A 23,606-nucleotide genomic window follows, 5' to 3' on the forward strand; every position below is an offset into this window, starting at 1 on the left:
CACGTGCGGCTGACCGACTTCTGGGCGCGCCTGGCCGAGGCGTTCGGGCCGGCGTACGCGGCCAGCATCGCCAGCGACCAGGTGTTGTCGGAACTCGGCGGGCGAACCATCGAGCAGGCCCTCAAGGCCGGCGTGGAGACGCACGTGGTGTGGCGCGCCGTGGTCGCCGCCTATCCGGACCGGGTACCCACCCGGCTACGCTGAGCAGTCGATTCGTTACTTCCGCGTGTCTCTTGCCGAGTCGTACACCTGTTCGGCTATTGTCCACAGCGGGGTGCTCGTCCACAGGCCACGGCCAGTCGGCTGGTTTTCTGTCGGACCCAGCGCCTAGCGTGTCCCGCGTGACGCGAAGCTCAGGAAAGACGCCGGCGAAGGCAGGGGTGGCAACGATGGCGGCAGGACCTGACCGGGAGAAGGCGCTCGACCTTGCTCTCGCTCAGATCGACAAGCAATTCGGCAAGGGCTCGGTGATGCGGCTGGGGGAGCGACCGGTCATCCAGACCTCGGTCATTCCGACCGGTTCCATCGCGCTCGACGTGGCGCTCGGCGTGGGTGGTCTGCCTCGCGGCCGGGTCGTCGAGGTGTACGGCCCGGAGAGCAGCGGTAAGACCACGGTCGCCCTGCACGCGGTGGCCAACGCCCAGCGGGCCGGCGGCATCGCCGCCTTCATCGACGCCGAGCACGCGCTCGATCCGGAGTACGCCAAGGCCCTCGGCGTCGACACCGACGCCCTGCTGGTCTCCCAGCCGGACACCGGCGAGCAGGCGCTGGAGATCGTGGACATGCTGGTCCGCTCCGGCGCGATCGACATCATCGTGATCGACTCGGTGGCCGCGCTGGTGCCGCGCGCCGAGATCGAGGGCGAGATGGGCGACAGTCACGTGGGTCTCCAGGCCCGGCTGATGAGCCAGGCGCTGCGGAAGATCACCGGCGTGCTCAACAACACCGGCACCACCGCGATCTTCATCAACCAGCTCCGCGAGAAGATCGGCGTCATGTTCGGATCACCCGAGACGACGACGGGTGGGCGGGCGTTGAAGTTCTACGCCTCGGTCCGGCTCGACGTGCGGCGCATCGAGAGCCTGAAGGACGGCACCGACGTGGTCGGTAACCGCACTCGGGTGAAGGTCGTGAAGAACAAGTGCCTCGCCGAGGGCACCATGGTGTTCGACCCGGTCACCGGCCGCGCCAACCGGATCGAGGACATCGTCGACGGGCGGATGCCTGTCTCCGTGGTGGCGGCGGCGAAGGACGGCATGCTGCACGCCCGCCCTGTCGTCTCCTGGTTCGACCAGGGAGAACAGGATGTCATCGGGGTACGTCTGCGTGGCGGTGCCACGGTCTGGGCCACCCCCGATCACAAGGTCTTGACCGATCGGGGCTGGAAGGTGGCCGGCGAGTTGGGTGCCGGAGACCGGGTTGCGCAGCCTCGACAGTTCCTGGGTTTCGGCGAGCATGAGCCCTACTCGCCCGAGCAGGCACGAATGCTCGGCTACCTGATTGGTGACGGATATGTCGGTGGGAAGACCCCGCTGCAGTTCATCAACATCCAGGAGTCGCTGAAGGCCGACGCGGCGCGCATCGCCGCAGGGCTCGGCTGCGACACACACGAGCATGACGGCAAGTTGGCCATCTCGTTCTCCCACCGTCGGGGTGAGCGCAACGAGTTGCTGGCGTTGTGCCGACAAGCGGGGATCTACGGCAAGCTGGCCTGGGAGAAGACCATCCCCGCCGAGTTCTTCGATCCGGGTCTTTCCCGCGAGGTGGCAGGCAACCTGCTTTTCGGTCTACTCGAAAGCGACGGCTGGGTGAGCATCGAGCAGACCGGTGCCATCCGGGTCGGCTACACGACTACCTCGGAGCAGTTGGCCCACCAACTCCACTGGTTGTTGCTGCGATACGGCATCACGAGTTCGGTTCGTCGCTACGACCCGACGGGTCAGCGCCCCAGTCTTATCAAGGGGCGTCGCATCCAGGCAAAGCGGTTGTGCTACGAGGTCCGGGTGGCCGGTAGCGACAACGTGGAGGCGTTCGCCGAAGCGGTTCCGCTGTGGGGACCGCGCGGGGTCATCCTTCGCGAGGCGCTCAACAGCCAGGAAGGGCGTCGGCGGGGCTCGCAGGCCGGCTACCTGTCGCCTGCGGTCACCGAGTCGGTGCTGGCACACCTGGCGGGTAAGGGCGTCACAGCTGTGCTCGCTGCTCAACTGATCGGCGCGACGGCCGGCAATTCGCGTGGTGGCATGAAACAGGTTCTAGGGCTGCACCAGATCCGGCGGGATCGGTTGCAACTGCTGGCGGACGCGCTTGACGACGCTTTTCTGCGTGAACTGCTCGCCGAGCAGGTGCGCTATTCGACCGTCAAGGAGATCCTGCCCGCGCGGCGTACGAGGACCTTTGATGTCGAGGTCGATGAGCTGCACACGCTGGTCGCTGACGACATCGTCGTACACAACTGCGCCGCCCCGTTCAAGCAGGCCGAGTTCGACATCATGTACGGCAAGGGCATTTCCCGCGAAGGCTCGCTGATCGACGTCGGCGTCGAGCAGTCGATCATTCGCAAGTCCGGTGCCTGGTACACCTACGAGGGCGACCAGCTGGGCCAGGGCAAGGAGAAGGCCCGCGAGTTCCTCCGGGAGAACCCCGACGTGGCCGCCGAGATCGAGAAGAAGATCCTGGAGAAGCTCGGCGTCGGGGTCGGCGCGGGCGACGCCGCCGGTGGCCCGGAGCTGCCGCCGGTCGACTTCTGATCCTGAGTCGTGGCAGGACGACGTGCCCGCTCGGGGCGGGGCTGGGATGCCAGTCCGCCCCGCGCGGGCGACGCCACACCGCGTCCCCGCCGGGGCCGCCGCGCCGGCGGGGACTCCTCCGACCCGGGTGACCCGTCGACCCCGGACGTGTCGGCTTCAAGTTCCCCAGCCTCGGCCCCGGGCCGGTTCGGTTCCACCCGACGGGCCGGCGGTTCGGCACCCGGGGACGTGGCATCCGCGCCTCGTGACGAGGCCGAGGTGGCCCGGGAGATCTGTCTGCGGCAGCTCGCGGTGCGCCCGCGTACCCGCGCCGAATTGGCCACCGCGTTGGCCCGGCGGGGCATCTCCGAGGAGACCGCCAACCAGGTGCTCGACCGGTACGACGAGGTCGGCATCATCGACGACGCCGCGTTCGCCCGGGCCTGGGTGAACAGCCGGCACGCCGGCCGAGGGCTGGCCCGCCGGGCACTCGCCAACGAGCTGCGCCAACGCGGCGTGGATGGCGACACGGCCAGTGAGGCGCTGGACGAGCTGGACGAGACCACCGAGGCGGAGACCGCCCGCGCCCTGGTGGAGCGGAAACTGCGTACCGCCCGAGGCGAGCCGGACGCGGTGTTCCGGCGGCTGGTCGGCATGCTGGCCCGCAAGGGCTACCCGGCCGGCGTCGCGATCCGGGCGGTGAAGGACGCGATCGCCGCGCAGAGCGCCGAGGCAGCCGAGTTCGCCGAGCAGATCGACGCCGACGCCCTCGCCGACGCAGAGGGCGAGATCGACCGCTGAACGCGCGCTCCCGCTGTCACGCCGTCCGCCAGACGTGACTTCGGCCAGCCCCCGGGGCTGGGGGCGATGCGTGTGGCGCGGCTGCGACGACCACCTCCGCAACGTGACCAGCCCGGATGAGTCAACCCGGCGTTGGTTGTTCGTCTTTTTTGCCCGCTGGCGTCCGAGTATTCATCGGCGGAGGGTGACGAGTTAACTTCTCTCCGTCCGGGTGGTTTGATCATCCGTTCTTGACCGGAGCCCGGTTGAGACCTAGCCTCGCCATAAAGGCTCACATTGCCCGACCAAGCGCAGGCTAAGCGCACAACATAGATCCCGTAACAGAACAGCATCACTTTGGCCGGCACGATCGGCCGCGTACGTCAGCTCCGGACAGGCCGGTCCGGGCTCACGTGACAGTGCACCCGGCCCGCCGACGGCCGTCACCGACGTCGGCGGAGGAAGCCAACCCACGGCCATGCGCTCCGGTCGGGCGTCCAGAGTCGCAGGAGCGTGCCCACCCGGCAGGCTGTTGCGGCGCGACGGTTCAGGGGAGGCGCGCCATGGCGAGGCGGCACAGGTTCACCGGAGTCCCGGCATGAGCGAGCGGAGCGGGTCGACCTTGAGGCTTCGTTCGGCGCTGCCCGCCAGGGGCACGCAGCGGAACGGAGTGCCGGCATGAGCGCGGGGGCGGGCGCTCCCGGTGCGGCGGAGTCCGGGGCCAGCGACGACGGTGAGCAGAGTTCCGGTCCACCTGCCGTCGCGTTGGTGGTCGGCGACGGGCCGGACGGAGCTGGCCGATGAGCGCCTTCGATGTCGTGATCCTGACTGCCGTGCTGGTGTTGACCCTCGTGGTGCTCGGCGCCGTCCTGTTCGGGGTGCGGCTGATGCGGGGTCTGCTGACGCGTCCGGCACCGGAGGATCCCGCGTACGTCGCGGAGAAGGACCGGCAGGAGCAGTCGCTGGCCGCGCTGCGCACCGCCGCTGACGAAGTCAACAGCACCATCGACGTGGCGAAGTCCGCGGCGGCGGCGGCGCGCGCCGAGGCGGCGGCGGCCAAGGCCGAGGCGAAGGCCGCTCGGGCGGAGGCGCGTCGAGTGCTCGACGGCGCCCGCGCCGAGGCGGACACGGTGCTGGAACGGGCGCACAAGCAGGCCGAGGCGGACGCCGAGCAGTTGCGCACGGCAGCCCGGCGCAGCGGTGAGCGGGAGGTGGCGGTGCTGGCCGCGACCACCCGGGAGCAGGCCGCCGAGGTGGAGCGGCGGGCGACCCGGATGGACGAGCGGGAGCGGCTGCACACCGAGGAGGTGGAGCGGCTCGCGGAGCGGGAGCGCCAGCTTACGGCGGCCAACGCCGCGCTGGCGGCCCGCGAGGCGGCGCTGGCCGAGCGGGAGGTCGAGCTCGCCGAGGTGGAGAACCAGCGGCGACGTGAGTTGGAGCGGGTCGCCGGTTTGACCGCCGACGCCGCGCGGGCCGAGTTGGTCGAGGCGATCGAGGGGCAGGCCAAGCGGGAGGCCGCGCTGCTGGTCCGGGACATCGAGTCCGACGCGAGGTCGACCGCCGAGCAGCGGGCCCGGCACATCGTGGTCGACGCCATCCAGCGGGTGGCCAGCGAGCAGACCGCCGAGAGTGTGGTCAGTGTGCTGCACCTGCCGGGCGACGAGATGAAGGGTCGGATCATCGGTCGGGAGGGCCGCAACATCCGGGCCTTCGAGTCGGTCACCGGGGTCAACCTGATCATCGACGACACTCCCGAGGCGGTGTTGCTGTCCTGCTTCGACCCGGTACGCCGGGAGGTCGGCCGGTTGACGCTGGAGAAGCTGGTGCTGGACGGCCGGATCCATCCGCACCGTATCGAGGAGGTGCACGAGCTGGCCCGGCAGGAGGTGGATCAGCTCTGCCACCGGGCCGCCGAGGACGCTCTGGTGGAGGTCGGCATCACCGAGATCCACCCGGAGCTGGTCACCCTGCTGGGCCGGTTGCGCTACCGCACGTCGTACGGGCAGAACGTGCTCAAGCACCTGGTGGAGACGGCGCACATCGCCGGCATGATGGCCGCCGAACTGCGTCTGGACGTTCCGTTGATCAAGCGGTCGGCGTTCCTGCACGACATCGGCAAGGCGCTCACCCACGAGGTGGAGGGGAGTCACGCGATCGTCGGCGCTGACGTTGCTCGTAAGTTCGGCGAGAGCGAGGACGTGGTGCACGCCATCGAGGCGCACCACAACGAGGTGCCGCCGCAGACCGTGGAGGCGGTGCTCACCCAGGCGTCCGACGCCTGTTCCGGTGGTCGGCCGGGGGCCCGGCGGGAGAGCCTGGAGGCCTACGTCAAGCGGCTGGAACGCATCGAGGAGATCGCCGCCGGCAAGGTCGGGGTGGAGAAGGTCTTCGCCATGCAGGCGGGCCGGGAGATCCGGGTGATGGTCAAGCCCGACGACGTCGACGACATCGGCGCGGCGGTGCTGGCCCGGGACGTGGCCAAGCAGGTCGAGGAGGAGCTGACCTATCCGGGTCAGATCCGGGTGACCGTGGTCCGCGAGTCCCGGGTCACCGAGATCGCCCGCTGAGGTGTGAGGAAGGGCCCCTCCTCGACGCCTCACGGCGAGCAGTAACCCTTTCTTGCCACCGCTCAGAGCGCGCTTGCAGCGGTGCGCCGACGGCCGCCGCTGTCGACGGCGATGCCGCCGGCAGCGGTGCGGCGCGCGGCGAGTTTCGCCCGCGCCGCACCGGAGCGGTGCCTGCTCAGCCCTGCGGCTCGGAGACGGTGGCGCCGCCCTCCGGGGTGGAGTCCGCCGCTCCGACCGGTGCGGTCTGCCTGGGTACCCGGAAGGCCCGGACACCGGTGCGTCGGTCCAACCAGCCGGCGAACCAGGTGAGCAGTGAGTTGATCACGATGTAGATGACGGCGGCGACGATCGCGCAGGCGATGATGTTGCCGTAGTTGGCGGCGAGGTCGTTGACGCCCCGCTGGAGCAGCTCCGGGTAGGCCACGATGTAGCCGAGCGCGGTGTCCTTGAGCAGCACCACCAGCTGACTGACGATGATCGGCAGCATGGCTCGGGCCGCCTGCGGGAGCAGGATCAGCCGCATCACCTGGTTTTTGCGCATGCCGACCGCGTAGGCCGCCTCGGACTGCCCGCCGGGTACGGCCCGGATACCGGCCCGGAACGCCTCGGCCAGTACCGAGCCGTTGTAGAGGGTCAGGCCGATCACCACGGCCCAGAAGGCGGTGACCGGCCCCTTGATGAGGAACGGCACACCGTAGAAGATGAAGAAGATCATCAGCAGCAGTGGTACGGCGCGGAAGAACTCCACCACCATGCCCGCCGGCACGCTGATCCACCAGCGGTCGGAGAGCCGGCCGAAGGCGAAGACGATACCGAAGGCGAGCGAGAGCAGCATGCCGACGCCGGCTGCCTTCAGGGTCGCCCACAGGCCCGGCAGGATGAACTGGGTCCAGGTGGCCGACCGGGTGAACGGCTCCCACAGTCGGGGCTCCCACTGGTTGGCCTGGTCGAACCGGGTGTAGATCCAGTACAGCAGGCCGAGCAGCGCGACGCCGAAGACGACGCTCAGTACCGCGTTGCGTACCTTGGCCCGGGGACCGGGGTGGTCGTAGAGGACGTTGCTGGTGCTCATCAGCGCTTCACCGCCAGGCGGTTGGCCAGCCAGCCGAAGAAGTAGCCGGTGGGGATGAGCAGTGCGGCGAACGTGCCGGCGAAGACCAGGAAGATCATGATGACGGCGTCACCGTTGAAGTTGATTAGGTCCTTCATGACGTTCGAGGACTCCAGCAGCCCGATGGTGCCGACGATTGTGGCGTTCTTGCAGAGCGCGATCAGGATGCTGCCGAAGGGCGCGATCACCGAGCGGGCCGCCTGCGGCAGCACCACGATCCGCAGGGTCTGGGCGAAGGAGAGCCCGATCGCCCGGGCGGCCTCGGCCTGCCCGGTGGGTACGGTGTTGATGCCCGAGCGCACCGCCTCGCAGACGAAGGCGGCGGTGTAGACCGACAGGCCGATCACCCCGAGCCAGTAGATGTTCAGGTCCAGATCCTGCGCGAGGCTCAGGCCGAGGGTGGCGTAGAGGCCGAAGTAGCAGAAGAAGATGACAAGCGTCAGCGGGGTATTGCGAAAGATGTTGACCCAGGCCGCGCCGAAGACGCGCAGCACCGGGACAGGGGAGACCCGCATCGCGGCCAGCAGCACGCCGATCACCAGCGCGCAGACCGCGGACGCGCCGGTCAGCTTGAGGATCCAGAGGAACCCCGACAGGTACGCGTCGAAGTTCTCCGGATCAGTGAATACGTGCATGCGTCGGCTCCCGGGGCACGTGGCGGCGGCCGGTGACAGGCCGGAGCCGGCACCCGCACGGGATGCCGGCTCCGGTACCGGTCAGACTGCGCCGCAGTGGGTCAGCTTGGTGGTGTCCAGCTCGGGCGCGGGGGTGCCGCTCTTGCCCAGGGTGGCATCCCAGGCGGCCTTGTAGCTGCCGTCCTCGGCGGCGGCCTTGAGGATCTCGTTGACCTTCTCGCAGCCGTCGGTGTCGTCCTTCTTCAGACCGATGCCGTAGGGCTCGTCGGAGAAGGTGCTGCCGACCACCTTGAACTTGCCGGCGTACTGGTCCTGCGCGGCGTAGCCGGCGAGGATGATGTCGTCGGTGGTCACCGCGTCGACCTGGCCGTTCTCCAGCAGCGGCAGGCACTTGGAGTACGCGTCGAACTGCTGCAGCCGGGCGTCCGGGTAGTTTTCGGTGATCCGCTTGGCCGGGGTCGAGCCGGTCGCCGAGCAGACCGTCTTACCGGCCAGCTGGTCCGGGCCGGTGATGGTGGAGTCCGACTTGACCAGCAGGTCCTGGCCGGCGATGTAGTACGGGCCGGCGAAGTTGACCTTCTGCTTGCGCTCGTCGTTGATGGTGTAGGTGGCGACCACCAGGTCGACGGTGCCCTGCTCGATGAAGGGCTCCCGGTTGTTCGACACGGTGGTCTTCCACTCGATGCCGCTCTCCTCGACACCGAGGCCCTTGGCGATGATCTTCCCGATCTCGATGTCGAAGCCCTCGTACTGGCTGCCGGTCTGCAGACCCAGGCCGGGCTGGTCGGCCTTGACGCCGATGACCAGCTTCTTCTGGCTCTCGGCCTTGCCGACGATGCCGCCGGCGCCGGTGCCGGAGCCGCCCTCGTCGCTGTCCCCGCCGCAGGCGGTCATCGCGACCGCGAGGCCGGCAACGGCGGCGAGCGCCGCCATCCGCTTCATTCGCATACCTGTTCTCCTTCTTCGACTGGAGCCGGCCGGGTCACGGCCCGCCCCACTACCGGACGCCTAGTGAGTGAGGATCTTGGAGAGGAAGTCCTTGGCGCGCTCGCTGCGCGGGTTCGCGAAGAACTCCGTCGGAGCGGCGTCCTCGACGAGCTTGCCGTCGGCCATGAAGATGACCCGGTTTGCCGCGTGCCGCGCGAAGCCCATCTCGTGGGTGACCACGACCATGGTCATGCCGTCGCGGGCCAGGGAGGTCATCACGTCCAGCACCTCGCCGACCATCTCCGGGTCCAGCGCGCTGGTGGGCTCGTCGAAGAGCATCGCCTTGGGCTGCATGGCCAGCGCGCGGGCGATCGCGGCGCGCTGCTGCTGGCCGCCGGAGAGCTGGGCCGGGTACTTGTCGGCCTGGTTGGCGATGCCGACCCGGTCGAGCAGGGCCAGCCCCCGCTCCCGGGCCGCCGCCGGCTTCTCCTTGCGGACCTTGACCGGGCCGAGGGTGACGTTCTCCAGGATCGTCTTGTGCGCGAAGAGGTTGAACGACTGGAACACCATGCCGACCTCGCTGCGCAGCTTGGCCAGGGCCTTGCCTTCGGCCGGCAGCGCCTGCCCGTCGAAGGTGATGGTGCCGGAGTTGATCGGCTCCAGCCGGTTGATGGTGCGGCACAGGGTCGACTTGCCGGAGCCGGACGGGCCGATTACCACGACCACCTGGCCCCGCCCCACCGACAGCGAGACGTCGTCCAGTACGTGCAACGGCCCGAACCATTTGTTGACCGAGTCCAGCACGATGAGCGGTTCGCCCGTCGCCACGTCGTCTGTCCTCCTCGTCGCTGTCGGGAGTCGGTCGACCCCCGGTAGCGGCCACTGTAGGCGGGGTGAAGTGGCGGAACACAACCCAGATGGTCACGGAGCGGTAACACCCTGGATGATCCGACTGCGGCGTCCGAATTTGACCCGCCCGGCTGGTGTCCCGCCCGGGTGACGGAGATCATGAGGGGATGACCGAGCCTGTGCGGCTGACCCGGTACGCCCGTGGCGGCGGGTGCGCTTGCAAGATCCCGCCCGGTGAGCTGGAGGCGATGGTCGCCGATCTCGGGCCCGCCGCCGGCACCGCCGAGCTGCTGGTCGGGCTCGACCATGGCGACGACGCCGCGGTGGTCCGGCTGGACGAGCGCACCGGCCTGGTCACCACTGCGGACTTCTTCACGCCGGTGGTCGACGACGCGTACGACTGGGGTCGGATCGCCGCCACGAACGCCCTGTCCGACGTGTACGCGATGGGCGGCACTCCGCTTGTCGCGCTCAACCTGCTCTGCTGGCCGCGCGAGGTGCTGCCGCTGGACCTGGCCCGGGAGGTGCTGCGGGGCGGCCTGAACGTGGCCCGGGCGGCCGGCTGCCACCTGGCCGGCGGGCACAGCGTCGACGACGACGGCCCGAAGTACGGTCTGGCCGTCACCGGGCTGGTCCGGCCGGAAGAGTTGATCACCTTGGACGCCGGGCGGGCCGGATTGCCGCTGTCGCTTACCAAACCGCTCGGCGTCGGGGTGCTCAACACGCGCCACAAGAGCACCGGCGAGAGTTTCCCGGCGGCGGTGGCGGCGATGACCACGCTGAACCGGGACGCCGCGCGGGCGGCGGTGGCGGCGGGCGTGCGTTGCGGCACCGACGTGACCGGGTTCGGTCTGCTCGGGCACGCCTCGAAGCTGGCCCGGGCGAGCCGGGTCACGGTGGCGATCGACACCTCCCGGGTGCCGTACCTGGCTGGTGCCCGCGAGGCGGTCCGCGACGGGTACGTCAGCGGTGGTTCCCGCCGCAACCTGGAGTGGGTGATCCCGTGGACGGACTTCGGCGCGGCGACCGAGGAGGACCGGCTGTTGCTGGCCGACGCGCAGACCTCCGGAGGGCTGCTGATCGCCGGGGAGATACCGGGCGCTCCGGTGATCGGTGAGCTGCTGCCCCCCGGCGAGCACCGGATCGTCCTGCGCTGAACGCGGGTTTTCGGTACGCGTGCCGCTGCGTGGGAACGCGCACCATACCCGATAAACTGTCATCTTCCCGCTACCTGGAGCGATGAAGCTCGGGGAAATTTGGGCCAGAATGGTCACAGACCGGTAACTTGCCCACGGCTGGGGGCAAATGCCCCCCACCATCGTCGGTAAGGCCCGATCCGGAGGCCGGTGGGGACGAGCACAGCGAGGAGACGGCATGACCGAGCTGTGGAACTGGAGAATCGACCAGGTACGACCGGTGGAGGTCTACCCGGCGCTGGCCGACGCGCTCGGTCGGGTGGTGATGCCACTGGCGGTGGCGGACCCGCTGCGGCTGCCGACGTACGCCGTGGTCTGCGACGTCTGGCAGGCACCGGGGGAGTTCGCCACGATCGTGGACTGCTACGGCGTGCCGGACGAGTTGCCCGAACTGCCCAGCATCGCGGCGCTGGCCCGGCTGCTGGGCCGCAACTGCCTACTGCGGGACGACACGCTCGACGACACCCGGCACCTGCTGGTGGCCCCGGACGGCAGCATCCGCCCGGTCCACTTCGACGTGCGGGAGACCGACGACGGCGAAGTGCTCAGCGACCGCCGCCTGTGCACCGAGGCGGACCCGCGGTGCCGGGGCTGGTCGCGCTGCCACCGCTCCCGCTGGGCGCCCGACTCGGTCAACCCGGCCCTGGCCGCCGCCTGACGACCGGCTGGCGACTGGCCGACACCGTCTGGCTGCCGCCGTCACCGACCGCAGCAGGCCCGGCAGTCGCGGCGACTCAGTTGCCGGCCGGGGTGGCCGGCCGGGTGCCGCCGCGTACCACCAGCTCGTCGAGCAGGGTGCGGGTGGCGGCGGCGATCGTGGCCACCGCCGCGTCGAACGCCTCGGCGTTGTGGGCCGCTGGCGCCCGGAAGCCCGAGATCTTTCGGACGTACTGCAACGCCGCGGCCCGCACGTCCGCGTCGGTGACCTCCGGGGTGTACGGCTCACGCAGGGTCTTGATGCTGCGGCACATGGCTTCTCCTCGTTTGCGTCCGATTCCTCGGACCCGGCTACGCTGTGCACGTCATGACTACCGCAGCGGCGGGCGGCCCGCGCACCTACCAGGTGCGCACCTACGGCTGCCAGATGAACGTGCACGACTCCGAGCGCATTTCCGGCCTGCTGGAGCAGGCGGGGTATGTCCGCGCGGGCGAGGCCGAGGACACCCCCGACGTGGTGGTGTTCAACACCTGCGCGGTCCGCGAGAACGCGGACAACCGACTGTACGGCAACCTCGGTCACCTGCGTCCGGTCAAGAACCGGCACCCGGGGATGCAGATCGCCGTCGGTGGCTGCCTCGCCCAGAAGGACCGTGGCGACATCGTCCGCCGGGCACCCTGGGTGGACGTGGTCTTCGGCACCCACAACATCGGCTCGTTGCCGGTGCTGCTGGAGCGCGCCCGGCACAACGCCGCCGCCGAGGTGGAGATCCTCGAAGCCCTAGACGTCTTCCCGTCGACGCTGCCGACCCGCCGCGAGTCGACGTACGCCGGCTGGGTGTCGATCTCGGTGGGCTGCAACAACACCTGCACCTTCTGCATCGTGCCGTCGCTGCGCGGCCGGGAGAAGGACCGCCGCCCCGGCGACATCCTCAGCGAGGTGCGGGCACTTGTCGACGAGGGCGTGCTGGAGGTGACGCTGCTCGGGCAGAACGTCAACTCCTACGGCGTCGAGTTCGGTGACCGGTACGCGTTCGGCAAGCTGCTGCGCGCCTGCGGCGAGATCGACGGTCTGGAGCGGGTGCGATTCACCAGCCCACACCCGAAGGACTTCACCGACGACGTGATCGCGGCGATGGCCGAGACGCCGAACGTCTGCCCGTCGCTGCACATGCCGTTGCAGTCCGGCTCCGACGACGTGCTGCGCGCGATGCGCCGGTCGTACCGGTCGGAGAAGTACCTGGGGATCATCGAGAAGGTCCGCGCCGCCATGCCGGACGCGGCGATCACCACGGACATCATCGTCGGCTTCCCCGGGGAGACCGAGGCGGACTTCGAGCGCACCCTGGACGTGGTCCGGGCGGCGAGGTTCTCCTCCGCCTTCACGTTCCAGTACTCCAAGCGCCCCGGCACCCCGGCCGCGAGCATGGACGGTCAGCTGCCCAAGCAGGTCGTGCAAGAGCGGTACGAGCGGCTGATTGCCTGCGTGGAGGAGATCACCTGGGCGGAGAACAAGAAGCTGGTCGGCGAGACGGTCGAGGTGCTGGTCGCCGTCGGCGAGGGCCGCAAGGACGAGCGGACCGGCCGGATGTCGGGCCGGGCCCGCGACGGCCGCCTGGTGCACTTCGCGACGGGCCCGGTCGAGGCGGGTGCGATCCGTCCCGGCGACATCGTGCAGACCACGGTCACCTACGCCGCGCCGCACCACCTCAACGCCGACGGTGCGCCGCTGTCGCACCGCCGCACCCGGGCCGGTGACGCGGCCGAGGCGGGGCGCTCACCGCGTACCCCCGGAGTGCTGTTGGGGCTGCCCACGCTCGGCGCTCCGGCTGCGGCGCCCGCGCCGACGACCGGCTGCGCCGTCTCGCCCTGAGCTAGGTCGGCCTTTCTCCAGGCGGAGTACATGAAGCGTCGGTCGTCGGATCGCAGCAATCCGGCGGGCGACCTCGTGTGTCAGGGCAAGTCGGTCACCTCTTCTGGCGACCAGGGGTCGATGGGTATCTCGTAGACGAGGCGGTATCGGTCGCCGGGGAAGACGATGTCGGCGGTCTCGACTGCGGTCGGCCCGGCGTAGTAGGTGCGTTCGATCGCGATGACCCATCGGCCGCCGCGCTGGTCGAGGTCGAGGGCGGTGATCTCCGCAGGCGTTGCCGGCCGGGTGGTGACCTCTTCGGTGAACCGGTCGATGGCCACGCCAATGAAGTCCATCCGGGCGACGACGCCGATGATCGGCCCCTGCTCGGGGTGCTCGACCTGGGTGCCGCCGGTGACGGCGATCGGCTCGTACGAGTCGGCAAGCTGGATGGGATCGTCGTTCGCCAGGTACCGATACCTGGTGTGCATCACCGTGTCGCCAGGCCGGATGCCGAGTCGTTCCGCGATGTGCGGCGTCGCGGGGATCTTCTCGCTCTCAGACTCCCAGGTCGGTTGCCTCCCAGCCGCTTCGCTGTCTCGCGCGAATGGCGATGTACTGCCGAGGCGCTTGCGCATGTCTCGAGAGTGGGCGCGACGCACGAGCTGACTCCGGTCGCGTACGTAATTGCCGGAGCCGCGTCGACCCTCGATGAGCCCTTCGCTGCGCAGCAGGGTGAGGGCGTGTTTGACGATCGTGGTGGAGTAGCCCCACCGCTGTTGTAGTTCCTTCTCGGTGGGGAGCTTCTCACCCGGAGCCAGTTCACCAGAGAGGATCCGCGAGCGCAGGTCGTCCACGACGCGCTGGTAGTTCGGCGGTTCCTTGTTGGTCATTGACAGCCTTTCCGGGTTGGTGCAGGTGTTCGCGTCAAGTCGACCATGCTCCCAGGGCCGTAGCAACGAGGGCGCCATCGCGACCCGAGCATAGTTCGTGCACTTAGATTCTTCACATCGTGAAGTTAGTGCGATAACTTTGGTTTGACGAAGACAGGAGAAAGCCCTCACCCGGTCATCCGACCAAGACGCTCCGGTGTGAGGGCCTGCCAGAACCCCGAAGGGATCTGCGGTGGTGATGATGGTGCTCAGTGGAGTGCTGCTGGGATTCCTGGCCGGGCTGTTCGCGTTTCGGGTGAAGTCGCGGTGGTGTCCGCGCTGCGGGACGTCCACTCACGCCATGCCGTCGGTGCAGGGGGACCAATGAATCGTCCCCACCGTCGCGACCACAACTCCGTACCCATCGGTCGGCGGGTGGCCGAACTGCGGGCCCACCGGGGAATGAGCCAGCAGGCGTTCGCCGACCGGCTCGGCAAGTCGAAAAGCTGGGTCGACAAGATCGAACGAGGCGTACGCCGACTCGACCGCTACTCGGTCATCCGGGAGGTCGCCGACGTGCTCCGCCTCGACCCGGACCTGCTCCTCGGTCCCCGCCAACCCCCACCCACCGCACCCAACCTGGACGGGGTCGACGGGGTTCGTGCCGCCCTCGCCCGCTACCACGACGGACCCCAGCGCACCGTCGCGGCGCAGCAGGCCAGCAGGCAGGTCTCGTACTCCTGGATGGCCTACCAGCACGCCCGCTACCCGCAACTCCTCGACGCCCTACCCGCCCTGCTCGACGCCACCCGCGGCACTCGGAGCCTGCTGGTATCCACCTACCGGATCACCGCCGGCGTCCTGATCAAACTCGACCACCCTCACCTCGCCTGGCTCGCCGCCGATCGGGCCGTCACCACCGCCACCGGTGGTCCCACCCTCGCCGCCACCGCCACGATCACCGTCGCGCAAGCCCTGCGTGCCCTCGGCCACCACCACCTCGCGCTGTCCACCGCCCTCACCGCGACGGACACCGCAGACGCCCCTGGAGTGCGCGGAACCCTGTACCTCCAGGCCGGGCTCGCCGCCGCCGGCAGCGGCGACCGGAGCGACACCGACGACCTGCTCGACCACGCCGCCGCCCTCGCCGACCGGCACACCAGTGACAGCGACCCGCACCACACCGGCTTCGGGCCCGCCGCTGTCCAGGTGGCCCGCTTCCTCGCCGCCCACCACCTCGGCGACACCACCGAGGCCCTCCACCGCCACATGCACGCGATCCGCAGCGACGGCTGGCGACGCCTACCCCTCGAACACCGCGCCGCCCACCTCATCGACGCGGCCCGCGCTTACCTCGACACCGGCGACCTCGCCCAAGCTGGGCAAGCCCTGCTGCACGCCGACCGCATCGCCCCCGCCGAGGTCCGCAGCCGCCCTGCCGCCCGTACCCTCCTCGCCCAGGTCATCCAACGTGGACCCGCAACGGCCGATGTCGCGCGCCTGGCCACCATCGTCGGTCTGACCCGTCAACCCTGACCCACAACACCGGCCGACATCAGAGACAGCGCGGAAGCGATCGACGTCGCGACCGTGATCACCCGTAGTGCGGTGGTCATCTTCGCCCAGAGCCGCCGGGAGCTGTTGTGCTCGAACAACACCAACGCGAGTACGAGTAGATCGCTACCCGTGTCAAACACCTTGTTGATCATGAGGTTAGCGGCAGTTTTCGATCTCTATCAAGCCGCTAACCTCATGATCAACACATCTCAGGCGGGCCCGGAAGGAGTGCAGGCCCTGAGCTTGCGGTCAGACCGAGATTCGACCGGCGCCCGCGCCGCCCGTCACGATCGACTTGACGTTGCTCGGGGTGTCCAGGGTGTACGAGTACGGGATGCCGGCGACGCTGCCGCCGGTCTGCCCGCTACCGGAGTTGACGAAGTGGTTGTTGCGGGCCACCAGGGAGCCCGGGCCGGAGCTGCCCTCACCCAGGTGGTACGGGTCGGGGGTGTTCTCGAAGTAGTTGCCCTCGACAAGCACGCCGGCGTTCATCGTGGACGCCACGCCGTAGCCGCGTACGTTGCTGTAGTAGTTGTTGTAGACGTGCACCGGGTTGCCGAAGCGGACCCGAGGGTGCCGCTGGTTGCTGCCGTCGAACCAGTTGTGGTGGTACGACACCCGCAGATGGCCGACGTCCTGGCTGGCGTTGCTGTCGCTGTGCCCGAGCAGCATCGACTTGTCGTGGCCGTAGACCCGGTTCCAGGACACGGTGATGAAGTCCGAGCCGCGCTTGATGTCGACCGCACCGTCGTACCCGGCGGTGAAGCTGTTGTGGTCGATCCAGATGTTGGTGGCGGACTCCTGGACGTTGATCGCGTCGTCGTCCCAGTTCCGGAAGGTCAGGTTCCGGATGATGACGTTACGGTCTCCGTTGATGTTGAAGCCGCAGCCGGCGATGGTGGCTCCGGAGTTGCCGAGGATGGTCTTGTTGGACCGGACCCGGAGCATTCCCGAGCAGTTGATGGTGCCGGAGACCCGGATCACCGCCGCGCTGCTGGAGTTGAGCGCGCTGGTCAACGCCGAGGCGCTGGTGACGGTGGTGGTGCCGGCGTTGCCGCCGCCGGTGGTGCCGCCGTTCTGGGTGGCCCAGCCGACCAGCCCGGTCTGCGGCGTGGTGGGCGGGTTGGTTGGTGGGGGAGTGGTGCCGCCGCTCAGCCGCACCAGCTGCCACCGCTGGTTGGCGCCGTCCAGGTCGGCGTACTGAGAGATCATCGCACCGTCGGCCGTGGACCATCCCCAGAGGTCGAGGGCCTTGTTGCTGTGCCGGTTGATGAACCGCACGTCGCCGTTGGCGGAGTCCGCGAGCCGCCAGTGCTGCTTGGTGTCGCTGCTCGCCGTGACCTGGGTGACCTGCACCCCGTCGTTGGAGTTGGGCACCGTGACGACCTTGCCGGAGTGCCGGTTGCGCAGCTGGTAGTAGCCGCTGCCCACATCGACGAACTGGAACTGCTGGTTGTTGCCGTCGAGGCGGCTGAACTGCCGGATCTCGCCGCCGTCGGCGGTGGACCAGTTCCAGAGGTCCATGGCCTTGCCGCTGTGGCGGTTGACGAACACGTAGTAGGCGCCGGTGTCGACGGTCGCCGCGGCGGCCGGGGTGATGGTCACCGCGACGGCGGCGGCGGGCAGCGCGACAGCTGTCGCGGCCAGCACCGCCAACCGTCGCGTCAGGCGAGGCTTGACGTCTGCAAGCACGGTCGTTCTCCTCATCCTCGATAAATGGGACGGTTCGGGTGACGCGTCGGCGCACCGGAAGACCGGCGGTCAGAACCGGCCCGGACCGGTCCGTGACGTGGGCGGCCACGGCGGCTGAGGGGTGGCGTGGGCCGTTGCGGACGCCCGGATGCGTCATCCGGTGTGGTCGGCAGGGGGTGCGCCCCGGCGGTGGAGGCTGCCGTGCCCGGCGGCAGCGATGCCGTGGCGGTCGCAGGATGCGCCCTGCCGTGGGATGAACTGGTCGGATTGGCTCCCGTGCCTCGCCCCTTGCCAGGGCAAGCGCTTTCCCAGGTAATCACAGATCGACGTCGATGTAAATGTCGTACGCTAACATCGCGGCGACCTGCGAAAAGAACGATGCCCCCGACTCCCGTGAAGGGGAGCCGAGGGCATCGACGGTTTCGTCAGCCGGCCTGCTCGGCCAACTGGAGGAACTGGCGCTTCGAGGCGAGCGCCTGCTCGGCCTCCTTGATCCGCCGGGGGTCGCCCGCAGCCTGCGCCCGGGCCAGCCGCTCCTCTGCCTCCGCGACCTGCGAACGCATCTGGGCCAGCAGCGGATTGTCCTCCCGGCTGGTGCGCCGCCAGGCCGAGTCCATCACCTCACGGACCTTCTCGTCGACCGCACGCAGCCGGCGCTCCAACCCGGCGGCCGCCTCGCGCGGCACCCGACCGGCCTCGTGCCACTGCGCCTGGATCTCCCGCAGTTTCGCCTGCGCGCCCTTCGGGTCGCCGTCGACGTCGAGCGCCTCGGCCTCGGCGAGCAGCGCCTGTTTGCGTTCCAGGTTCGCGCGCTGCTCGTTGTCCCGGGCGGAGAAGACCTCGCTACGCCGGCTGAAGAAGGAGTCCTGGGCGGCCCGGAACCGCTCCCAGAGCCGCTGCTCGGCCTCCTTCGACGCGCGCGGCGCGGCCTTCCACTGCGTCATCAGGTTCTTCAGATGGTTCGCCGTCGCCGCCCAGTCGGTCGATTCGGCGACCTTCTCAGCCTCGGCGACCAGTTCCTCCTTGACCGTCTGCGCCTGCTTGCGTTGCGCGTCCAGGGAGGCGAAGTGGGCGCCCCGGCGGCGGGTGAAACCGTCCCGCGCGGCCGCGAACCGCTTCCACAGCTCGCCGTCGGTCTTCTTGTCGACCCCCCGGATGGCCTTCCACTCGTCGAGGATCTCCTTGAGCCGGTCACCGGCGGTCTTCCAGCCGGTCGACTCGGCAGCCAGCTTCTCGGCCTCCTCCACCAGGGCGGTCTTGCGGGCGAGGGCCTCGACGCGAGCGGCCTCCTTCGCCGCCCGGGCCTCACCGGCCTTTTCCTCGGCCACGGTGGCGAGCTTGTCGAGCCGGGTCGCCAGGGCGTCGATGTCGCCGACGACGTGCGCCTCGGCGAGAGAGGCGCGGATCCGTCGGATGGTGGCGAGCGAGTGGTTGGCGTCCGCCGCACCGGAATTGAGCCGTGCCTCGGTCAGATCCACCTCGGTCACCAGGTCGGCGAAGCGGCGTGCGAAGTGTGCCAGCCCTTCCTCCGGTGCTCCCGCCTGCCAGGATCCGACCACCCGCTCGCCCTCGGCGGTCTTGACGTAAACGGTGCCGTCCGCGTCCACCCGTCCGAAGGCAGTCCAGTCGCTCATGTGCCCATCCTCGTTCTCCCGGCACCAGGGAGCAGCCTCCCGGGCGCCGCCACGGCGCAGCCAAGTTTCTCCGGGCATTGTCACAGGTGCGCCCCGGTCCGCGTCGAGCGCCTATCGCCGACCGTGACCATACGGTGTCCTAGGGCCTGTCTGGGCCATCCGACCGGCGTGCCGCTTTCGACCGTACGGCGTACGTGCGGCGCGATGGTCCTCTCCGGCGGCACGCGGCCACCCGGCCGAACCGGGCCGCTACGGTTGCCTGGTGCCACTGGTCGCCGCCGCCGTCTGCCCCCACCCGCCACTGCTCGTCCCCGAGATCGCCGGTGCCGCCGCGTCCGAGCTGGACGACCTGCGTACCGCCTGCGACACCGCCGTCGCCCGGCTGCTCGACTCGGGAGCGCGTACCGTCCTGGTGATCGGAGCCGGCGACCGCAGTGCCGACCTCGACCTCCCGTTCCGAGGCAGCTTCGCGCCGTGGGGAGTGCCGCTGGAAGTGCACCTCGGCAACCACCCCGACGGGCTGGTGGGCACCGACCGGCTCCCGCTCGGCCTGCTGGTCGGTGCCTGGCTGCTCGACCGGCAACCGACGGCCAGGACCCGCGGCATGGGCTGGCGGATGACGACGGTCGGGGTCGACGAATCGGTCGAGACCTGCGCCGACCTCGGTGCCCGGCTCGGCTCGACCCAGCCGTGGGCGCTGCTGGTGATGGGGGACGGTTCGGCCTGCCGGGGGGAGAAGGCGCCCGGCTACGCCGATCCGCGCGCGGAGGCGTACGACGAGACGGTCGCGCGGGCCCTGGCCGACGCGGACGGCGACGCCCTGCTCGGCCTGGACGCCGACCTGTCGGCGCAGCTCAAGGCCGCGGGACGGGCGCCGTGGCAGGTGCTCGCGGGTGCCGCGCGGGCAGCGGGCGGCCAGTGGCGCGGCGAGCTGCGCTACCACGCCGCGCCCTACGGGGTGGGCTACCTCGTGGCGAACTGGGAGCGGTCGTGACCGCCCCGGGTGTCGTGGTCGCGGTCGTCGGGCCGACGGCGGCCGGCAAGTCGGCTCTGAGCATCGCGCTGGCGCACGCGCTCGACGGCGAGGTGGTCAACGCCGACTCGATGCAGCTCTACCGGGGTATGGACATCGGTACGGCGAAGCTCACCGTCGCCGAACGCGACGACGTGCCGCATCACCTCCTCGACATCTGGGAGGTCACCGAGCCGGCCAGCGTGGCGGAGTACCAGCGGCTGGCCCGGGCCGCGGTCGACGACGTCCTCGCTCGGGGCCGGGTGCCGCTGCTGGTCGGTGGGTCCGGGCTCTACGTGCGGGCGGTGCTGGAACAGTTCGAGTTCCCCGGCACCGACCCGGCGCTGCGACAGCGCCTGGAAGGCGAACTGGCCGCGCTCGGGCCGGCGCCGCTGTACGCGCGGCTGCGCGAGGCCGACCCGGTCGCGGCGGCCGGCATCCTGCCCGGCAACGGCCGGCGCATCGTGCGCGCGCTGGAGGTGATCGAGCTGACCGGTGGGTCGTTCACCGCGGCGCTGCCGGAGCCGACGCCGTACTACCCGGCGGTGCAGATCGGCGTGGACCTGGACACCGCCCTGCTCGACGAGCGGATCGCGCTGCGGGTCGACCGGATGTGGACCGACGGGCTGGTCGCGGAGACCCGGAAGCTGGTCGAGCGCGGACTGCCGCAGGGGCGTACCGCCAGCCGGGCGCTCGGCTACCAGCAGGTGCTGCGTTTCCTGGGTGGGGAGCTGACCGAGACCGAGGCGCACGACGAGACCATCCGGGCCACCCGTCGTTTCGTCCGCCGCCAGCGCTCCTGGTTCCGGCGCGATCCTCGGGTGACCTGGCTCGACTCGGCCGACCCGGGGCTGGTCGGGGCCGCGATGCGGATCCTCGGCGAGACTGCGCGATGATGGGGGCGTGGAGTTCACCAAGGGACACGGCACCGGCAACGACTTCGTGATCCTGCCCGACCCGGACGGCGCGCTCGACCTGACGCCCGAGCTGGTGGCGGCGATCTGCGATCGGCGGCGTGGCCTCGGCGGGGACGGCGTGCTGCGGGTGGTCCGCGCCGCGAAGCACGCCGACGGCGCTGCCCTGGCCGGCGAGGCCGAGTGGTTCATGGACTACTGGAACTCCGACGGCTCCTTCGCCGAGATGTGCGGCAACGGTGCCCGCGTCTTCGTCCGGTACCTGCTGGCCAGCGGGCTCGCCGTACCGTCCGGCGACGCACTGCCGGTGGCCACCCGGGCCGGCGTGGTACGGGCACGGGTCGAGGGCGACGCCATCGCCGTCGAAATGCGACGACCCCGGCTGTACGGTGCCTCCGCCGCCGCCCTGGGCGGACTGACCCTGCCCGGCACGGCGGTGGACGTCGGCAATCCCCACCTGGTCTGCCCGGTACCCGCCGGACTGGACCTGGCCGGGCTGGACCTGACCCGCGCCCCCGACGTCGACCCGACGGTCTTTCCCAGCGGGGTCAACGTCGAGTTCACCACCACCGGTGGACCAGTCCCCGGCGTCGACGCACACGTGCTGATGCGCGTCCACGAGCGTGGCTCCGCCGAGACCCTGTCCTGCGGCACCGGTGCCTGCGCCGTCGCCGCGGTGGCCCTAAGAGACGCCGACCGGGAAACCGGAACTGTCGCCGTCGACGTCCCCGGCGGCCACCTGACCGTGACCGTCACCCCCGACTCCTGCTGGCTCTCCGGCCCCGCCCTCCTCGTCGCCGCCGGCCAACTCACCCTCCCCCCGGCCTGACCCGCGTTGACCCACCCCCCCACCCACCCACCCCCCACCCCCACTCGCGTTGATCATGAGGTTAGCGGCAGCTTGAAGATCGACAACTGCCGCTAACCTCATGATCAACACGGGTCGGGCGGGGGTGGGGGGTGGGGGTGGGGCGGGTGGGGGCCGTCAGGGGGTGGCGGAGGCGGTGGCGGCGATCTCGGGGAGATCGGCCGGGCCGGGGTCGGCGGCGGGGGGTGGGGTGACGGTGGGGTTCTGGGCGGCGGCGCGTACGGCCGCGGCGACCGCCGGAGCCACCCGGGAGTCGAAGACGCTGGGCACGATGACCGTCGGGTTGATCTTTTCCTCGCCCACCACGTCGGCGATGGCCCGGGCGGCGGCGATCGCCATCTCCTCGGTGAACTCCTCGGCGTGCGCGTCGAGCATGCCCCGGAAGACGCCGGGGAAAGCGAGCACGTTGTTGATCTGGTTCGGCTGGTCGGAGCGGCCGGTGGCGACGACCGCGGCGTGCTTGCGCGCCGCCCGTGGGTCGACCTCCGGGTCCGGGTTCGCCAGCGCGAACACGATCGCGTCCTTCGCCATGGTGGCGATGTCGTCGCCGGTGAGCAGGTTCGGGGCGCTCACCCCGATGAAGACGTCGGCACCGGCCAGCGCACCGGGCAGGTCACCCGAGTAACCGTCCCGGTTGGTGTTCTCGGCCAGCCACCGCCAGGCCGGGTTGAGGTCGGGCTGGCCACGGTGCAGGGCACCCTGCCGGTCGTACGCGATGATGTCACCGACGCCCTGACGCAGCAGCAGCTTCATGATCGCGGTGCCTGCGGCACCCGCACCGGAGACGACCACTCGCACGTCCGCGAGCTGCTTGCCCACGACGCGCAGCGCGTTTGTCAGTGCGGCCAGCACGCAGATGGCGGTGCCGTGCTGATCGTCGTGGAAGACCGGAATGTCCAGCGCCTCGCGCAACCGGGCCTCGATCTCGAAGCAACGCGGCGCGGCGATGTCCTCCAGGTTGATTCCGCCGTACGCGGGTGCGATCGCCTTGACGATGGCGACGATCTCGTCGGTGTCCTGCGTGTCGAGCACCACCGGCCAGGCGTCCACCCCGCCGAAGCGCTTGAACAGCGCCGCCTTGCCCTCCATCACCGGCAGCGACGCGGCGGGACCGAGGTTGCCCAGCCCCAGCACGGCGGAGCCGTCGCTGACCACCGCCACCGTGTTGCGCTTGATGGTCAGCCGGCGGGCGTCGGCAGGGTTGTCGGCGATCGCCTGACAGACCCGAGCCACCCCGGGGGTGTACGCCCGCGACAGCTCGTCCCGGTTCCGCAGGGCGACCTTCGGAGTCACCTCGATCTTGCCGCCGAGGTGCAGCAGGAAGGTGCGGTCGGAAACCTTGCGCACGTCCACGCCGTCGAGCGCGCTGAGCGCGTCGACCACCTGGTCGGCGTGACCGGAGTCGGCGGTGTCGCAGGTCAGGTCGACGATCACGCAGGTCGGGTCGGAGTCCACCACGTCCAGCGCGGTGACGACCGCCCCGGCCTCACCCACCGACGTGGTGAGTCGGCCGATCGAGGAGGCGTCGGCGGGCACGGCGATCCGGATCGTGATCGAGAATCCGGCACTGGGCAGTCGGGTCGTGGCCACGCAGGTCCCTCCGTCGGCGCTGAACGGCTCGTCCGCATTTCTACTCGCCCGCCCTGGGCAGTCGGCATCCGCCCCCGCTCTCGCCGCTCTGTTGGCGGGCATATACCAGGTGCAGCGGGCGTTGACACATGTCAGGATTACTCGGTACGTGCACAGAACGGACAGGA

At 70.0% G+C, this 23,606-nt stretch carries 22 protein-coding genes; 12 read left to right on the plus strand and 10 right to left on the minus strand.

From position 1 onward, the window contains the following. Positions 1-3 precede the first annotated feature (3 nt). The 5 genes from AB0J93_RS02140 (at position 4) to rny (ending at position 6,073) form a co-directional block, all read left to right on the plus strand. Positions 4-204 carry a DUF3046 domain-containing protein gene (locus AB0J93_RS02140; RefSeq protein ID WP_269739281.1) on the plus strand — a complete coding sequence of 67 codons (201 nt, stop codon included), beginning with the start codon at positions 4-6 and terminating at the stop codon, positions 202-204. Positions 205-389: 185 nt separating this feature from the next. After that, positions 390-2,747, plus strand: coding sequence for an intein-containing recombinase RecA (gene recA, locus AB0J93_RS02145; protein WP_363917212.1), 2,358 nt, complete (start codon positions 390-392; stop codon positions 2,745-2,747). A 9-nt stretch (positions 2,748-2,756) separates the two neighbouring features. Next, positions 2,757-3,527, plus strand: a complete 771-nt coding sequence (locus AB0J93_RS02150) for a regulatory protein RecX (RefSeq protein WP_363917214.1) — start codon at positions 2,757-2,759, stop codon at positions 3,525-3,527. 657 nt (positions 3,528-4,184) lie between these two features. Next, entirely contained in the window at positions 4,185-4,310 is a 126-nt protein-coding gene (locus AB0J93_RS02155; RefSeq protein ID WP_363917216.1) for a hypothetical protein, read from the plus strand. Next, a complete protein-coding gene (gene rny / locus AB0J93_RS02160) occupies positions 4,307-6,073 on the plus strand; it encodes a ribonuclease Y (RefSeq protein ID WP_363917218.1) in 1,767 nt (588 codons plus the stop codon). The genes AB0J93_RS02155 and rny overlap by 4 nt, the downstream gene beginning before the upstream one ends. A gap of 175 nt (positions 6,074-6,248) precedes the next feature. Here the strand turns inward: rny and AB0J93_RS02165 are convergent, their stop codons facing one another. The 4 genes from AB0J93_RS02165 to AB0J93_RS02180 form a co-directional block, all read right to left on the minus strand. Then, positions 6,249-7,145 (minus strand): amino acid ABC transporter permease, encoded by an 897-nt coding sequence (locus AB0J93_RS02165; protein WP_363917220.1) that lies wholly within the window; start codon positions 7,143-7,145, stop codon positions 6,249-6,251. Beyond that, positions 7,145-7,819: an amino acid ABC transporter permease gene (locus tag AB0J93_RS02170; protein WP_363917222.1), complete on the minus strand. Its 675-nt coding sequence runs from the start codon at positions 7,817-7,819 to the stop codon at positions 7,145-7,147. The genes AB0J93_RS02165 and AB0J93_RS02170 overlap by 1 nt, the downstream gene beginning before the upstream one ends. Before the next feature lie 81 nt (positions 7,820-7,900). Continuing rightward, a complete protein-coding gene (locus tag AB0J93_RS02175; protein ID WP_363917224.1) occupies positions 7,901-8,767 on the minus strand; it encodes a glutamate ABC transporter substrate-binding protein in 867 nt (288 codons plus the stop codon). A 60-nt stretch (positions 8,768-8,827) separates the two neighbouring features. Beyond that, a complete protein-coding gene (locus AB0J93_RS02180; protein ID WP_363917226.1) occupies positions 8,828-9,574 on the minus strand; it encodes an amino acid ABC transporter ATP-binding protein in 747 nt (248 codons plus the stop codon). 188 nt (positions 9,575-9,762) lie between these two features. Here AB0J93_RS02180 and selD point away from each other — a divergent pair, with 188 nt between their 5' ends. Both selD and AB0J93_RS02190 read left to right on the plus strand, forming a co-directional pair. Next, positions 9,763-10,752, plus strand: a complete 990-nt coding sequence (selD, locus tag AB0J93_RS02185) for a selenide, water dikinase SelD (RefSeq protein WP_363917228.1) — start codon at positions 9,763-9,765, stop codon at positions 10,750-10,752. A gap of 217 nt (positions 10,753-10,969) precedes the next feature. Beyond that, positions 10,970-11,449, plus strand: coding sequence for a hypothetical protein (locus AB0J93_RS02190; RefSeq protein ID WP_093410236.1), 480 nt, complete (start codon positions 10,970-10,972; stop codon positions 11,447-11,449). A 76-nt stretch (positions 11,450-11,525) separates the two neighbouring features. Here AB0J93_RS02190 and AB0J93_RS02195 read toward each other — a convergent pair whose 3' ends face one another. Then, entirely contained in the window at positions 11,526-11,762 is a 237-nt protein-coding gene (locus AB0J93_RS02195; protein ID WP_363917230.1) for a DUF2277 domain-containing protein, read from the minus strand. Between the two features lie 53 nt (positions 11,763-11,815). Between AB0J93_RS02195 and miaB the strand changes: the two genes are divergently transcribed. Further along, positions 11,816-13,321 (plus strand): tRNA (N6-isopentenyl adenosine(37)-C2)-methylthiotransferase MiaB, encoded by a 1,506-nt coding sequence (miaB, locus tag AB0J93_RS02200; RefSeq protein WP_363917232.1) that lies wholly within the window; start codon positions 11,816-11,818, stop codon positions 13,319-13,321. Positions 13,322-13,401: 80 nt separating this feature from the next. On the opposite strand, the gene AB0J93_RS02205 is transcribed toward miaB, so the two are convergent. Next, entirely contained in the window at positions 13,402-14,526 is a 1,125-nt protein-coding gene (locus AB0J93_RS02205) for a GntR family transcriptional regulator (protein WP_363917234.1), read from the minus strand. 30 nt (positions 14,527-14,556) lie between these two features. On the opposite strand from AB0J93_RS02205, the gene AB0J93_RS02210 reads away from it, so the two are divergent. Continuing rightward, positions 14,557-15,708, plus strand: a complete 1,152-nt coding sequence (locus AB0J93_RS02210; protein WP_363917236.1) for a helix-turn-helix domain-containing protein — start codon at positions 14,557-14,559, stop codon at positions 15,706-15,708. Here AB0J93_RS02210 and AB0J93_RS02215 read toward each other — a convergent pair. From AB0J93_RS02215 to AB0J93_RS02225, 3 genes are all read right to left on the minus strand, one after another. Then, complete coding sequence (locus AB0J93_RS02215; RefSeq protein WP_363917238.1) at positions 15,699-15,881, minus strand: hypothetical protein; 183 nt, start codon at positions 15,879-15,881, stop codon at positions 15,699-15,701. The two genes, AB0J93_RS02210 and AB0J93_RS02215, sit on opposite strands and share 10 nt — an antisense overlap. A 97-nt stretch (positions 15,882-15,978) precedes the next feature. Then, positions 15,979-17,421: an RICIN domain-containing protein gene (locus tag AB0J93_RS02220; RefSeq protein WP_363917240.1), complete on the minus strand. Its 1,443-nt coding sequence runs from the start codon at positions 17,419-17,421 to the stop codon at positions 15,979-15,981. A gap of 425 nt (positions 17,422-17,846) precedes the next feature. Beyond that, positions 17,847-19,055: a DUF349 domain-containing protein gene (locus AB0J93_RS02225; RefSeq protein ID WP_363917242.1), complete on the minus strand. Its 1,209-nt coding sequence runs from the start codon at positions 19,053-19,055 to the stop codon at positions 17,847-17,849. Between the two features lie 262 nt (positions 19,056-19,317). On the opposite strand from AB0J93_RS02225, the gene AB0J93_RS02230 reads away from it, so the two are divergent. Genes AB0J93_RS02230 through dapF form a run of 3 tightly spaced genes read left to right on the plus strand, consistent with a single transcriptional unit; the run spans position 19,318 to position 21,810 of the window. Then, positions 19,318-20,049, plus strand: coding sequence for a class III extradiol dioxygenase subunit B-like domain-containing protein (locus AB0J93_RS02230; protein ID WP_363917244.1), 732 nt, complete (start codon positions 19,318-19,320; stop codon positions 20,047-20,049). Then, positions 20,046-20,963 carry a tRNA (adenosine(37)-N6)-dimethylallyltransferase MiaA gene (gene miaA / locus AB0J93_RS02235; protein ID WP_363917246.1) on the plus strand — a complete coding sequence of 306 codons (918 nt, stop codon included), beginning with the start codon at positions 20,046-20,048 and terminating at the stop codon, positions 20,961-20,963. Before AB0J93_RS02230 ends, miaA begins: the two co-directional genes overlap by 4 nt. Positions 20,964-20,970: 7 nt before the next feature. Further along, positions 20,971-21,810: a diaminopimelate epimerase gene (dapF, locus tag AB0J93_RS02240; RefSeq protein WP_363917248.1), complete on the plus strand. Its 840-nt coding sequence runs from the start codon at positions 20,971-20,973 to the stop codon at positions 21,808-21,810. A gap of 156 nt (positions 21,811-21,966) precedes the next feature. Here dapF and AB0J93_RS02245 read toward each other — a convergent pair whose 3' ends face one another. Then, positions 21,967-23,439 carry an NAD-dependent malic enzyme gene (locus AB0J93_RS02245; protein WP_363917250.1) on the minus strand — a complete coding sequence of 491 codons (1,473 nt, stop codon included), beginning with the start codon at positions 23,437-23,439 and terminating at the stop codon, positions 21,967-21,969. Between the last annotated feature and the right edge of the window lie 167 nt (positions 23,440-23,606).

Origin of the sequence: Micromonospora sp. NPDC049374, from assembly GCF_040677165.1 — a bacterium.
Taxonomy (GTDB): domain Bacteria; phylum Actinomycetota; class Actinomycetes; order Mycobacteriales; family Micromonosporaceae; genus Micromonospora.

Bases quoted from the DNA above. Each gene is read 5' to 3' on its own strand.
- recA (WP_363917212.1), top strand. From the start codon at position 390: ATGGCGGCAGGACCTGACCGGGAGAAGGCGCTCGACCTTGCTCTCGCT.
- AB0J93_RS02155 (WP_363917216.1), top strand. From the start codon at position 4,185: ATGAGCGCGGGGGCGGGCGCTCCCGGTGCGGCGGAGTCCGGGGCCAGC.
- rny (WP_363917218.1), top strand. From the start codon at position 4,307: ATGAGCGCCTTCGATGTCGTGATCCTGACTGCCGTGCTGGTGTTGACC.
- AB0J93_RS02165 (WP_363917220.1), bottom strand. From the start codon at position 7,145: ATGAGCACCAGCAACGTCCTCTACGACCACCCCGGTCCCCGGGCCAAG.
- AB0J93_RS02170 (WP_363917222.1), bottom strand. From the start codon at position 7,819: ATGCACGTATTCACTGATCCGGAGAACTTCGACGCGTACCTGTCGGGG.
- AB0J93_RS02175 (WP_363917224.1), bottom strand. From the start codon at position 8,767: ATGCGAATGAAGCGGATGGCGGCGCTCGCCGCCGTTGCCGGCCTCGCG.
- selD (WP_363917228.1), top strand. From the start codon at position 9,763: ATGACCGAGCCTGTGCGGCTGACCCGGTACGCCCGTGGCGGCGGGTGC.
- AB0J93_RS02190 (WP_093410236.1), top strand. From the start codon at position 10,970: ATGACCGAGCTGTGGAACTGGAGAATCGACCAGGTACGACCGGTGGAG.
- AB0J93_RS02195 (WP_363917230.1), bottom strand. From the start codon at position 11,762: ATGTGCCGCAGCATCAAGACCCTGCGTGAGCCGTACACCCCGGAGGTC.
- miaB (WP_363917232.1), top strand. From the start codon at position 11,816: ATGACTACCGCAGCGGCGGGCGGCCCGCGCACCTACCAGGTGCGCACC.
- AB0J93_RS02210 (WP_363917236.1), top strand. From the start codon at position 14,557: ATGAATCGTCCCCACCGTCGCGACCACAACTCCGTACCCATCGGTCGG.
- AB0J93_RS02215 (WP_363917238.1), bottom strand. From the start codon at position 15,881: ATGATCAACAAGGTGTTTGACACGGGTAGCGATCTACTCGTACTCGCG.
- AB0J93_RS02225 (WP_363917242.1), bottom strand. From the start codon at position 19,055: ATGAGCGACTGGACTGCCTTCGGACGGGTGGACGCGGACGGCACCGTT.